We start from the raw sequence: 13102 nt of genomic DNA on the forward strand, positions 1-13102 counted from the left end.
GTTCCTGAGTGCCATCCCGTTTATTTTTGTGCGAGGAACGCATTGATTTGATTTTTCAACTCTTCTTTAATGAGCTCTACACCGGAAGCCTTCAGATCGGCATTCATCTTCGCCAGATTATCGTCAACCTCGCCAAAGCCGGATAAGAGCAAGGGTAGATACTTATCCATCACGGTGTTACATTTGGCCAGCTCATTTTTGACTGGCTCCTGATCAAAAGTAAATCCTGCCAGCACATGCTTCTGATACGTATCCGGCTTAAATTGATATTCGTAATATTGTTGAATCTGATCCGGCAGTCCTGCAGGAATCCTGTACAGGGTCGGATTCCAAGTCAACTGGTACCCGGGAAAAACATAATTTTTAGCCGGGTCGACACCTTCTGGAATTTCCCACTGATTGCTTCCAACCGGCTCCCAGTTTGTACCCTCGATCCCGTAGGTAAACAAGTCGTTATTTTCCTGATTGGCGAACACCCAATCCAGGAATTCCATGGTGCGGTCGATTTTTTTGGAAGCAGCAGGTACAGCAATGAAATTCCATGCCTTGCCGTCTGTCGCTTGCGTGCCAGGCGTCATGTCCTGATTGTTTTTGAAGATCGGCCAGAACCCGAGTTCCACATTCGGATCCAGCGCCTTGGCTTTCGCTTCCTCATTTTTGAAGTTGCTGATCGTCACGAAGCCTGCGGAGGTAGCCTTGCCCGTCCCAGTCGTGTTTGTCAGGGAATCAGCCGGAATAAACTTGTTGAATCGCTTCGCTTGATTAAACTGGTTCTTCAAATAATCCAAACCGTATTCGGGGTTGATGTTCGCCCATTCCGATTCAGGATCTCCGTACGCTGCCACACCCGCTACCGATTTGCCGTCCTCCGCAATTTGGGCATAGATGAAATTCCTTCTCGGATTCCCGCTCCCCGTAAACGGAAAGACTTTTCCTTCCAGCTGCTGCGCGTTGATATCCGTAAATAGTTTAAAGAAAGCAGCGTTCCCGTAGTTCGCGAACGGGATCATATCTTTTTCGTTTTCGCTTACTTTCTCCAAGAAATTATAGAGATCATCATAACTCTGAATGTCTTCCATACCATACTTGTCTAGCAGGTCCTTCCTATACCAAACCCCTTCCATATCCATGAATGAGTTCGTAATCGGAATGACATAAGTCTTGCCATAAAGCTTATTATCATTGATGTACTCTTCAGAGAAAGCCTTTTGCAGTCCAGGATAGTCGGGATTATTAAAGTATTCGCTCAAATCTGCCAACACACCGTCTCGGGCGAACTTATCCTTCTCCCACGGGTTGAACAGGTCGATGTCCTCACCCGATGTCATCCACAATTGGTGCAGCGTTCCATAGTCCGCCGGCGGGGTCCATTTGATATTCAGGGACGTGTTCAGCGTATCCATCGTTCGTTTCTCGAATTCTTGGATAGCGGGATCGACATCGCGGTAATGCGTGTTCTCCGAACCGAACAAATTAATATTAAGCGTGACCGGTTCCCTCTTTTCTTCCGACCGATTATTCTCTGTAGGTGTCGTACTGTCTGTTGGTGTTTTCGGTTCTGCCGGTACATTTGACGTATTGCTGCACCCCACAACTGAAACCGAAAGCAGGATTGCAGCAAGCTGTACCAGACGATTCTTGACTCTCATTTTTTTTCCTCCCTTTTGATAGTTCAAGCTATATACTAAACCGCGTTTTGATCGCGGAGTTAGCCCTTGACGGCTCCCACTACCAGGCCTTTTACAAAGTACTTTTGCAGGAATGGATAGACAAAGATGATGGGGCCTACAGTCACGACGGCCGTAGCCATTTTGGCCGTATTGGTCGGAACAACATAATTGACCGCCACGCCTTCCATTTGATTCATTTGATTCATAAAGTCCACTTCTCGCAGTACCTTCATGATCAAATATTGCAAGGAATACAGATTTTTATCGGATATATAAAGGGTCGCTGTAAACCATTCGTTCCAGAAGCCAAGCCCATAAAAAAGTCCGATCGTTGCCAGTGCCGGCTTTGCCAGTGGAAGGATGATTTTAAACAGAATATAGATGTCGTTAGCGCCGTCGATCTTGGCGGACTCAGCCAACGATTCCGGTATTTGCTTGAAGAAATTTCTTAATAGAAACATATTAAACGGGTTAACCAATGCCGGCAGAATATAGACGAGGATATTATCACTCAGTCCCAAATATTTTGCCGTAAGGAGATAGGTGGGGATCAGCCCGCCATTAAACAGCATCGTAAAGTAGACGAAAAAAGCAATCTTGTTCCGATGTGCAAACGTTCTCACAGAAAGGGCATATGCCATCGCGCTGGTCAGGATAAGACACAGCGCCGTCCCTAGTACCGTAAAAATGATCGTTGTTTGATACGCACTGAATATTGCGCTGTCCTGAAAGATGACCTTGTACGCAAACAACGAGAATTCTTTTGGAAAAAGAACAAACCCTGTCTCTTGCACAGCTTTCTCATCTGATAAGGAGCTTGAAATAATGAGGATAAATGGCACAATACAAAAGATAGAGAATAAAATCATAAATAGATACGAGAAAGCGTCAATCCCTTTGTTCTCCAAGCTATTTTTCATGTTAGATCTCTCTTCCCTTTAAAAAATGGCTGAATCCGAATCGTATTTCTTGGCAAAATAATTGGTGATATAGACGATAGCAAAACCTACAACGGACTGATAAAGTCCAATCGCTGTGGACATGCTCATCTCATTCATTTGTCTAAGCATTCGGAATACATAGGTGTCAATGACATCAGTAGAATCATACAAATAAGGGTTGTCGCCTACAATGGCATAAATCATCCCTAAATCTCCATGGAATATCCCTCCGATGCCAAACAGGGTCAGGAGCACAGCTGTCGATCTCAGCTGAGGCAAAGTAATCTTCGTTATACACTGCATCCGGCTGGCCCCGTCTATTTTGGCCGCTTCATAGATTTCCTGGTCCATGCCTGCTATAGCAGCCAGATAGATAACGGAACCGAAGCCTGCGGTTTTCCATATTTTTAGCACAACGAGTATTCCGGCCCAGAGATCCGGATTGGCATAGAAATTGATTTCTTCTCCATCTTGAATATAGCCCAGGCTCTTCAAGATGGAATTGATGAACCCTACATCCGTCGAAAGCAAAGCAAAAACAAACATCGACACTAATGTCCAGGAAATAAAATTCGGTAAAATGACCACCGATTGGGTCACTTTCTTAAAATACCTGGACCCAATCTCTGATAAAACAAGAGCAATAAGGATGGAAAAAAACAACCCGGTGAAAAGAAATAATAGATTCAAATATAACGTGTTCCAGGTTACAATGAGCCAATCTTTTGAAGTAAAGAAATACTCGAAATTTTTCAGACCGACAAACTTGCTTCTAAAAAAACCTTTCACCGTGTTAAAGTCCTGAAAAGCAATGACCAAGCCGATCATGGGCAAATACTTGAAAACAACAAAATAGATAAGACCCGGAAAAACCAAGACATACAAATAGAAATTTTGTTTTACATTGGCCAAGAACCCTTTTTTCTTCTTACTGCCGATGCGGTCCGGCTTATTGTTGCCCAAAGCTACATTCACATTTTTCATCCTCCTCATATGCATGACTTTAAAACGAAGTCCATCTGTCATCAAGTTCTCGTTTGATCAAAACCCCCTTTTAGTGGGATTTGAACCGGTTCGAAAACACACACTGACGTATTTTGTTGGGATTTGAACCTGCATATACAGAAAACCGACAGGGGAATGAATGGTCCATTCCACTGTCGGTTCGTCAGGTTGCTCCTATTTCAATCTTCATCATGCTGAACACTCATCCGATAGCTCTCCGGTGTTTTGCCAACATGTTTTTTAAATACGGTAAAGAAGTGCTTGCTGCTCTCCGGATAACCAACCAACTCAGCAATCTTGCCCACGGGATAATTCGTTTCCATCAGGAGTCTCTGCGCTTCTGTCATTCTGCACTGGGTAACATAGTCTGATAAGGACATCCCCATGATCTCTTTGAAAATAGACCTTGCGTAATTGGATGACAGCTCCACATGCTCTGCTATGGTATCCGTTGATAAATGCATACTTGTATAATTCTTATCAACGTAATCCTTAATTTTATTGACAATGATCGTTCGGGTATTTTCTTTGGCAGTCTCGACTTTGGTATCTATCGCTTGGAAGAAGAGGGATTGCAGATACGCTTTTATCTCATCCAGCGTCTCGCAGGATTGAATCTCGGATACGAGCACCTTGATGCTGTACTCCCCATTCTCGATACTGGTCCTGGTTATATTGCTTAGTACCCTTGTCAGCGACACGGCTAGCTGCAGCACGGTGATCCGTATTTCATCGGCCCTGTAACGTGCAAGGGATTCAAAAAATTCATTCAGGCTTGCTTCTGCCTTTTTCAAATTGCGTTCCTTGATCGCTTCGATCATTCGCTTCTCCATATCATATGGATACTCATTGAGATCATCATCATTTCGTTTCGCTATGTCATCATACGCGATGACTGCTTTTCTGCCGAATATGATTTGGTAATTTAGAGCAGCCAGCGCATGCTGGAAGGACTTACTGATGCCTCCTGCTCCTTCGACAATATTGCCGATTCCAGCGGACACCGGAATCTTCAGATATTTATCGACTTCATATTGTATTTCCTTCGTAATTTCAAATAGATGCTTCTCGATCTCGTCGCTCATCTCTTCTATATTTACAATGATACTCACATAATCATTTCCGTTATCAATGCCCTCTGTCGTGAAGCTTTTTTCATGAAAAAGCTCGCCTGCAATGTTAAGCATTGCAAACTTGACTAATTTTGCGTCTTTGGACCATCGACCCGAAAAAACCTTTTCAAGCGAATCCATTTTAAACACAATAACCAAAAAGAATGGCCAATGAAATGGAATCCCGGACTCCTTCATATATGCCTTATCTTCTTCCTTAGCTCCCCATTCCCCGTCCACTAACTTGCCCAGCAATACTTTTTTCTTATCAACCAATAATTTGTTTGAATCCAGTTTATATTTTTGGAGCATTTTTCTAAAGGGGTTGTATATACTTGACGTAAAGAACACAGATAAGATGATGCCGATAAGGATAAAAATAAAGGTTAGGATCAATAATGTTTTTTGCATGGAATACGCAGAGGACAACAATCGGTTATAATCGCCAATGCCGATAAATATCAAACCTAGATGTTTGGCTTTTACATAGCTAACAAGTGATTCCTTGTCATGAATCTTCGTGATGAAGCTTCCTCGCTCATTGCTCGACTGCATCACTTGTTTGGTAAAGCTCTCATGAGCAAGATTTTGATTGATCATGGCCGTGTCATCATGAGAGAGTACATCCCCATTTTTATACATGATCAACACTTGATTCAGATCTCCGGTATTCCCGCTGGTCACCATCTGCTGCAAGATGCTCTGATTCAAATTAATGACTAACGCCGATTCCACTTTACCTTGATTGGACGTATGAGTAAGGACTAAGGTCAAGAAGTTTTCGCTTAACGTTCGATGATTGATGACGTACTCCACTTTTCTGGTAAAGTATTGATCCGAGACGACATGCTCGGGATCTCTGAGTCTATGAAGTATATCCTGGTCCAAAAAATCAGCCGTCTTCTGAATCCCTTGCCCTGTCTCTGATATATTGAAGATCACCCGGTCCGCCTTGCCATTATACAGATAGATGGAATGCGTAAGCGGATTGGACATCACATATTGTCTGAGTTTCTTTAATACATCTTGGTCAGCGAATATGTCCGTTTCATGTGCATATAACCCGTAACTAAGATCACGATCCGAATCGTTGACAAATAAATGATAAAAATAGTAATACACATTAATGAGCATGAGATCTGCGATATAATAGGATTGCGATATAAAATTCTCAGAGGTCTGACTTACTTGTTCTATACTTTTTTTGCTATAGGTGTGAAATAAGACAAAAGAAAAAAAGGATAACAGAATGATGACGACAACTAAATAGGAGGATAAGATTTTAATTAGTAGCGCATTCCTTTTAAAAAGTCGTTTTATCCTGCTCCCTGCACCATCTACTTTCATATAGCGATCCCCCTTGGTATACCTGTCCTACCCTCCCTGTAAAGCAGTTAGAGCCGGTTGATGTTCGGCGTCGTCATCAGCCGGGCCCGGCCTTCTTGGACCCTCTCAAACGCTTTCACAATATTATAAATCAATATCCCGCTCTCATACTAGCAAAATATGGACTTGTTTTTTTATAATTTTCACCTTTCGATCGATTCTGCTCACCGTTACGGGGCGAAGGGGGTGGTGGTGCATCCGGGAGAGGTGTGACATGATGATGGAGCGGATGGGCTTGTACGACAACGCTGCCGAGATCCAGAAGCTGAAGGACAAGGTGCTCGGGGTGCATATCCACGAAACGGTCGGTCTTGTCGACCACTGGTGCCCCTATGTGCACAGCGGGGACGACAAGACATTCGACGCGTTCCTGGAGGTCATCGACAGCGCGCCGATCAAGGTGTATGAGCTGCGGGCCCCATGCAAGGAGGAGCAGATCGAGCAGAGCTACCGCATCATGACGGAGAAGATCGCTGCGATGAAGAAAAGTCTATAGCATGGGCTATCCGGTGGGATTCGTAGCCTCGATGATTCTCACGGCAACTTATAATTTCGCAATACAAGCTGAGGCCGATAGTCATTCTCCTTGCTGTGCAGATCGATGAAGATTCCTGAATCAACGGCCTCCAGGAGGAATGAGATCTCTCCTGCGGCGAGGCGGCTTTGTACTTCATCTGTAATTTCCAACTCCACGTAACGAGCGGTCTCCGTCATCTGCAGCGTTCCGATGAGCGTACTGTTCACCGGCCGGTTATTCCAGGTAATCGAAGTCTCATCCCAGGTGTTGTCGGTCAACATATGAATGTTCATGCTAGTATCCCCGCCGTCCGTTGCCCCGTACAGACGCAAGACGGCATGACCGGCGTCCTGCAGAGCTGGCAACTGAAACTTCACATAGCCTTTTCTTTGCGTACTGGCACTCGAAGCTTCGTATAGCCGGATTCGATTCGCGTGTCCGTAGTTGTCGTCGCCGAAGCTTCCGCCTCGCACATAGGCATCACCCGAAGGAATCAAGGAAAGCGGCGGGAGAGGCGACTTGACGCCCGACACCGTCAATTCCGGAGGAGGACCCGCACTCTCCTTGCTTTGGAAGTCAACGATTACCAGCGGCGTATCCACGTCTAGCAACAGCGATACCTTGCCTCCTCCAGCTACCCTGCTCTGTGCCCAGTCGGTGATATCCACCGAATAGAGATGGGAGCCCGCGGCTACAGAAAACTCGGCGATTGGCGCCCCGTCTGCTTCAGGCGCATTGTCCCATGTGATACCTGTTTCCGACCAATTGTCATCTGCGACCCCGAACACTTTAACAGTCGCAGCCGCATCAGATTGAGCAAACAGACTCATCTTCACATCCGATACCGAGGCATAGTCAGTCAGGTCGAATGCAAGATACGACTTTCTCAGCGTGTTGACGTTGCTGGACTGATGCAGCCGAAGCGTCCCCGAGGTCCCGTAATTGGTGCCAGAGAAGGACCCGCCGCGCACATAGGCATCAGCTGCTACTGTGACCCGTTCCTCCGGAGCAAATACAGCCTCTGTCCCTTCTATATAGAGCAGCGGCTGCAGCACGCTATGCTCTCTGCTGTTGAACTGCAGCAACGCCTCTTCATCGAGGCCTTCCAGCACCAGCGTGAGAAACCCGTCTCCCTCAAGCGCATCCACTGCCGCATCCGTAATGTCAAGCGATACCCGTTGCGACTCTGTACCAACCGGTGCACCGTCCAGCTCGACAGAGCTGCGGACTGGCGATCCATTCCAGGTGAGTTCTGATTCCTGCCAGCTGTTGCCGGAAGCATACACGCGCACAACACCTCCTGGCAGATCCGAACTGCCGAAGAGCTGCAGCCCCGCAGATTCAATGTCCGAAACGCTGCGAAGATCGAACTTCAGGTAGGCCTTTCGCAGATCCTGTTGGCTTAGCTGGGAATTTCCTTTGACCTGCAGATACTGCTCATTGCCGTAATTCTCATCCGCATAATTTCCATTCCGAACAGCAGCATCCGCAATCGGCGGCAGCAGCAGGTCATCATGCTCACTTTGGAGGCGGAAGGAAGCCTTGACAGATTGCCCCTTCGCTCCATTCATATCGATGCTCACACGGATACTCGGGCTAAGCTGCGTCACCGTAACCCGCGGATCGGCGGCGAGAATTCCGGATGCCCGCTGATCAAGCGCAATTTCGATCACACCGGTATTGGTTTGTGTGGGGTCGGCTACAGACAATTCCAACTCATCGTCAACAATCCGAGTCATAATGGCCGATTTCTTGTTGGTCGTGATCATGTCCGCCGTCTGCAGACGATCCTGCCAGAAGTTAGCGGCCACAATCTGAAGTTCGTTCTCCTTCACTGCTTGCACGGAAGAGGAATTCTCGATAATTTCAATATCAGGGTTGCTATTATATTGACTGACGTCGCCAGGTCCGGCACCTGGCAAGATGATATAGGCATACTGCTCATCAGTCGCATTCAGGCCATGTTGCATGACCAGTGATAAGTAATGACGGTCCTGCACAAGGTCCGAACCCGGTCTGGTCACATAGGGATTGATATCGCTCCAGGCCCCGCTGCGGGTCTCCCTCAGGCCCTGGACCGATGCCCCTTCCGGAAATACATAACCAATGTCTGCTCCACTCTCGCTGCCCGTCAGATGCGCCCATTCGATATCCGTCATCATCGCCGACCACTGGCTGGAATCAGGCATGGTCACACCATCCACCGTCAGGGCATGAAGCTCATGCTCCCTCAGACGTCGGTTCTCGACCACCGTTTCAATCATTCGGTTGTCTGAGCTGGTAATCCCCGCTCCCAGGGCAACCACCTCATTGTCGAACATAAACCATGATTTGTTTGCAGTCAGCGTGTTGTTCCATGCATTCAGCCGCATGCCTGCCGCGCCGTAGACTCCGCCAATCTCAACAGCGCCAACCCAGTCCTCGGGACTGCGGTACCGATTGCCGGAACCGTCAGCACGCGGCATGTCATAATCGACTGTAATGCCCGGCAGCCGCTTGGGATCGACAGTTGGCCAGAAGGCATCATGGAATTGATCCATATCATTATTGTATAAATAAGTCATGCCCTCTCCTGTATAATACCCTCTGCGATTTTCTTCCTGATTGGGAGCAGCGTACTCGTAGGCTCCGATCCGGTTCGAGGACATACTGATCGCAAAAGTGAAATCCGGCCTGTGATGCACGACTCGGTCCATCATCGGGAAGGTCTTGTTGTAGACAGGCGCCTCCCTTTCCACAATCGAAGCATCTTCAACAATGGATTTCAGCAACAAGATTGAGTGAATGGATAAATTCGTATAGATATTGGCAAACAAGTCCGAATTGCCCCATTTCTTCACCATTCCCTTGAAGGCCTCATCGTGCGGGGGCGGGGCGAATTGAGAAATCGAGGAAAGCCCTACCATGAAGCTGCGGCCAGCATCCAAATCCTGAATATGGATCCTGGAGATCGCACGACCTCTTACCATATCCATCATCATTCCCCGGAACATCACAGGCTCGAAGGCCTCATAGATCCATTGATACAAGTGTTCTATCCTCGGATCGACAATCTCCCATGCAGAATCGTCAAGAAGACTGATCAGCTCGGGAAACGCGCCAATCAATACCAGTCCGTAGCTTCCGGTGTAAGGTACCGTATCATGAAAGACGAACGAACCATCCTTATAGAAACCATTGCCCTCCTCCACATAGTCCAACGTGGCTGTGACCTTCGCCTGCGCTTCGCTGATGAGGCTGCCGTCCTTCAATAGGATACCGCGCAAAGCCCAAATCAGGCACTTCTCCACCAGATTCGCGCCAGACATATAACCCGGATTGGTTGTTGTCATGCGATGCCGCTCAGGGTCGGGGGAATAGTAGGCGATGGTATCCATTTGGGTGGCAATCAAGGCTTGCTTGTTTAAAGCTATCAGGTCATCATACATCAACACATTCAAATCCACGATAGCTTTGGGAACACCGATCTCAAACTTGTACCACTGGTTGGTCTGGGGAACTGCCGGGTGGTACCAATGGTCGGATATAAACGCGATACCGGACAGAATATCATCACGTAATCCGGTATGCTGGTAGAAGGCCGAGGCTGGTGTCGAATACGCGATCGCCATCGTTCGGAGTCGGTTATAAGAGGTTTCCGCTGCAGAAATGGAGCCGTCGTCCCAGTCACTCCACAAGTATGTACGTGATGAAGCCGTGTCTAGTGTATTCCAATACGTCTCCGTATTGTCCTCGAGCGTTGCCAGCACGCCGGCAATATCAGGATCCAAAGGATCATAGCCAATCCCGCCTGTCAGCACGGTCTTCCACTTCTCGCGCAGCTGATCATATGCGTCCTGGGAATAGGCGTTGACATCTGCAGGATACGCAAGGGAAGTTAGCAAAAGTATGGCGCTCAGCCATGCTGCCAGCCTTGTTCTGATCTTACTCTTTCGTGTCATTATCATTTTAATAACCTCCTCGAAGTCAAGCTTTTGTCATTTCTGTGTTATCCTTCTTGACAAATTCCCATCTTTCCATTTTAATATGGACTTATCCCAGCTTTAATCATCGTTGAGTAGCTCTATCTTAGGTTTTGCTCCCTGATCGTTCAAGTGATAATTCATTGATTCCCGGACCTTTTTTACAAAAGAAAAAGAAAAGATGATCATCTGAATAATTATCACCTCCACGCGAAAGGCGGTCACATCATGCATCAGCAGGCATGGCTCCGAATCAGAGAATTGACGAATCCTCTTTTTATCCGGCTGCTTCTCAGCTTCATCTTCATTATTGCACTGCTCTTGTCCTTCTTCTTCGTGTCCTTCCAGATGCTCAAGGATAAATACCATGAACGGATCATTGCGTATAATGAGATGAATCTCGAACGAACTGTGGAACAGTATGAATACACCTTTTCGGCCACGCGCAACGTCTTGCTGAACTTGTATAACAAGAATCCCTTTGTATTCCTGAATGCCGAGCTTCAAACCGACTCCCCCGAGATCAATCAGCTCAATGTGCAGTCCATCTATCATGAGTTGTATGAGACCATCCACAGCAATCCACATCTTATGCTTGAGAATATCTATGTTGTCATGCAGAATCCTGACTCTGTCATCTCCAAGAACGGCATCTCTGATTCCTCTCTGCTGTTCGACCGATATATTGTCGGGCCAAGCCATCTGCAAGATGAATATTGGACAACACTTTATGAGCAAGATCAGCTCTTCACTATTTTCTCGGCCACGCATACGACATTGGCTGGAGATAAGAAAACCGACACGTTTGCCCTAGTGATGAAAAATCCTTACATGAAGAACTTCTATATGATGGCTTTCATTGATAAAGAGGCCATCTTTGCAAGATATCACCATGCCTTCAGCAGAAACTTCTGGATACATGACACGAGTCATAACTTGCTTAGCGGAACCGCCGAACTTGCCAAACCGTTGGACGACATGATTGCGCAGCAACCATCCTTGATTGCAGACAGCTACTATTTCAATCAACGGGGGCACTTCTCCGGCCTGCTGTATACCGATCAAATCCCAAGCGATTATATTGATGAGGAAACGTCTCAGCTCTATCTCCTGCTCATACCGGTTCTCCTGACGGCGATTGCTGTCAGTATCTTTGCCTCCGTCTTTCTGAGCCGTCATATCAGCAACCCGGTGAAGCAGATTCTGAATTCCCTGCACAGCTATCAGGATAAGACAACCACGATCCCCAGCTCAATCAAGGAATTCCGTTCGATCAGCCAGTATTTCGTCGAGATGAGCCTCAAACATCAACATGCAGACCATGAACTGAAAGCGAGCAGCTCGCTGTTGAAAAATTATGCCTTTATCAATAAATTGAAAGCGATCAAAACCAATCTTCCCGGCGCCTTCAAAACCGACTTCGACGACCGCCCCTTCGTATGCATGGTGGTGGACGTGTATCTCAAGCAGCATGAAGAGACGGACAAGCCGACCGATGAAGAGCAGACCGTTTCATTGATCTGCGAGCTTATTCGGCAGAGCCTGCAGGAGTCCTCGCCGGAGTCGCTAACGTTCCAAATGATGAGAAACCAGATCTCTTCGATCCTCTTCCTTACGAGTCGAGACACGGAGAATAAGACGGAAGAAGAGCTAAAAGCCCTGATTGAGCCGATTATCAACGTTCTGAAACTTGATGAAGACAGTTGTATCTTTACCGTCGGCTTGAGCAAGGTCTACAGCAATTCATCCCAGCTGACCACCGCCTATGATGATGCCTGCCGGATCATCAAGCATCGGGCCTTGAATGAATCGCTTCAGGTCATTAAGCAAGCGCCAACACAGGATATGATGTACCTCTCCTCGCAGAAAGAGCAGGTGTTGCATGGTTATCTTCTCTCCGGCGACCTGAACAGCGCTCAGCAGTGGATCGAGATCAGCTTGCGCAGCTTCAGCAACAAACAAGCCACGCGGGTCCAGGTCAGGCGGCTGGCCCAGATGGTCATCGACAAGATTATGCAAATCAGTCATTCCTTGAAATTGGACAGCCGCAATACAGCGTTGGCGGGCAAGCAGATCGATCATTGCCATACGTATGAGGCTTTTCAGAACTTGTTGAACAGTGCCATCCATAACCTCATCGAACAAATCCGCTCGCGCAAAGACGAAGAAGACGAGCTGATCCTGTACGTCACCCGTTACTTGGATACCAACTATCACGAGGGGATCTCACTGGAGATGGTCGCCGATCGGCTGAAGATCACCTCCAGTTACCTGTCCACTTACTTCAAAGACAAGACAGGCATCAACTTCAAAGATTACTTGAATATGCTGCGGATGAATAAAGCGAAGGAACTGCTGGAGAAGACCGATCTGAAGATCCAGGACATCGCGCTCCAGGTAGGGTATCAGAACACGAATCCATTTATTCGGATGTTCCGCAAGCATGCAGGCATGCCGCCGGGAGCTTACCGGAAACAATTTTATGATTAACTTTTTTATGATTAACTTT

Annotated in this window: 7 protein-coding genes; 2 read left to right on the forward strand and 5 right to left on the reverse strand. The window is 47.1% G+C overall.

Going from position 1 to position 13102, the window contains the following annotated elements; genetic code table 11:
• Positions 1-20: 20 nt before the first annotated feature.
• The 4 genes from ABC336_RS09925 to ABC336_RS09940 form a co-directional block, all read right to left on the reverse strand.
• Positions 21-1649, reverse strand: a complete 1629-nt coding sequence (locus ABC336_RS09925) for an ABC transporter substrate-binding protein (protein ID WP_413238518.1) — start codon at positions 1647-1649, stop codon at positions 21-23.
• A 59-nt stretch (positions 1650-1708) separates the two neighbouring features.
• A complete protein-coding gene (locus tag ABC336_RS09930; protein ID WP_413238519.1) occupies positions 1709-2590 on the reverse strand; it encodes a carbohydrate ABC transporter permease in 882 nt (293 codons plus the stop codon).
• Between the two features lie 18 nt (positions 2591-2608).
• The gene (locus tag ABC336_RS09935; protein WP_413238520.1) at positions 2609-3586 is read right to left on the reverse strand and encodes an ABC transporter permease; all 978 of its coding nucleotides are present in this window, start codon (positions 3584-3586) and stop codon (positions 2609-2611) included.
• 209 nt (positions 3587-3795) lie between these two features.
• Positions 3796-6075, reverse strand: a complete 2280-nt coding sequence (locus tag ABC336_RS09940; RefSeq protein WP_413238521.1) for a helix-turn-helix domain-containing protein — start codon at positions 6073-6075, stop codon at positions 3796-3798.
• Positions 6076-6328: 253 nt separating this feature from the next.
• On the opposite strand from ABC336_RS09940, the gene ABC336_RS09945 reads away from it, so the two are divergent.
• Complete coding sequence (locus tag ABC336_RS09945; protein WP_413238522.1) at positions 6329-6610, forward strand: hypothetical protein; 282 nt, start codon at positions 6329-6331, stop codon at positions 6608-6610.
• Positions 6611-6648: 38 nt separating this feature from the next.
• On the opposite strand, the gene ABC336_RS09950 is transcribed toward ABC336_RS09945, so the two are convergent.
• Positions 6649-10578, reverse strand: coding sequence for a CBM96 family carbohydrate-binding protein (locus ABC336_RS09950; RefSeq protein ID WP_413238523.1), 3930 nt, complete (start codon positions 10576-10578; stop codon positions 6649-6651).
• Between the two features lie 243 nt (positions 10579-10821).
• Between ABC336_RS09950 and ABC336_RS09955 the strand changes: the two genes are divergently transcribed.
• Entirely contained in the window at positions 10822-13083 is a 2262-nt protein-coding gene (locus ABC336_RS09955) for a helix-turn-helix transcriptional regulator (RefSeq protein ID WP_413238524.1), read from the forward strand.
• Positions 13084-13102: the final 19 nt, after the last annotated feature.

Source organism: Paenibacillus jepli (assembly GCF_047238105.1).
Classification (GTDB): Bacteria; Bacillota; Bacilli; order Paenibacillales; family Paenibacillaceae; genus Paenibacillus_D.